This is a genomic window from Bacteroides muris (ex Afrizal et al. 2022) (assembly GCF_004793475.1).
Taxonomy (GTDB): domain Bacteria; phylum Bacteroidota; class Bacteroidia; order Bacteroidales; family Bacteroidaceae; genus Bacteroides; species Bacteroides muris.
Map to the genome: position 1 here is coordinate 1 of NZ_SRYZ01000112.1, position 1155 is coordinate 1155.

Consider the following 1155-nt stretch of genomic DNA (forward strand, 5'->3'; position numbering starts at 1 on the left):
TCTTTAGGGATTACCTCATAAGTTTTTTGATTCCTCAGATGGATGGCTTCCCGCAACAGCGTCTGCACATCTTTTGCCCAGGTCTGTTCCTTGTCTATATCATTGAGATATTCGAGATTTCTCAGCAGATGAGCCAGACATATCTGATTGTTGAGGAAGTCAATGGCGAAGTACGCGCTGTGGCGGTCTGTCACTGCGACCATATTCTTCAGAGAGTCACCGAAGCGTTCTTCAAGGACTTTGGCGCCACGGCCAGCGCCCCGGAACACGAGAGTCAGATACGTTGTCTGCGCAATCCATGACCAGTTGAGCTTCCCATTGGTGTAACATCCCGATTCGTCGAAGCCCACTACTGAGGATTCCTTTATCATTCGTTCTATCAAGGCAATGGCAGGGCGGGATTTTTCAAGCATCTCACGGACGATATTGGCCAGTGTCCCCTGACTGATTCTGACATTGAACATCGTCTCAAACAACGACTGCAACCGTTCATAAGGCATACACTGCACCACGCTCAGATAGGTTGCAATGGCACGTATGTTTTTGCCGAAGACAATAGCATTACCGCCCCTGCGACGCGGTGCATAATCACGATTGCAACATCCGCAGCTACAGACTTTTTTATAAAATCTGCGTTCACGATAGATTGGCCGTATCTGAGGCAGATCCACCTGCTGGGTGACATATTCGAGCACCCCTTCAACTTCAGACAAATCCCTGCCACACTCCATGCAATAGTGGGATGACACTTCCTGAATTTCGTCAGGTGTTTCCACCATTTTGCGTGTAGTTCCCTCATGTCCGGATTGACCGCCGACAGGTCTTTCTGACTTCTTCCGCAATGATTTTGTCCGGCGGTCCACCTCAGCCTTTATCGGTTCTTTCGATGGCGGAGTACTGCTGTTGCCGGAGTCCTTCGGCGGCTGTTCATACTTCTCCAGACGCTTGCGTAACTCACGGTTTTCCTTAAGTAGTTTATCAATATTTCGGTTAAGCGACCGATTTTCGGCATACAAGGAATCAATCGTTCCCCGTAACTCCTTAAGCTCGGACAATAGTCCGGCCAAGGTCGAATTTATGTCGTTAACCTGCTGTTTCACAGATACAAAGATAGCGATTTTATCTGACATTCACAAATAGAATCACTGTTATTTT

At 47.9% G+C, this 1155-nt stretch carries 1 protein-coding gene; it reads right to left on the reverse strand.

All coding sequences use genetic code 11. From position 1 onward, the window contains the following. Positions 1-1130 (reverse strand): IS66 family transposase (locus E5355_RS20070; protein WP_136011557.1); only part of this gene is annotated, 1130 nt, incomplete at its 3' end. Positions 1131-1155: the final 25 nt, after the last annotated feature.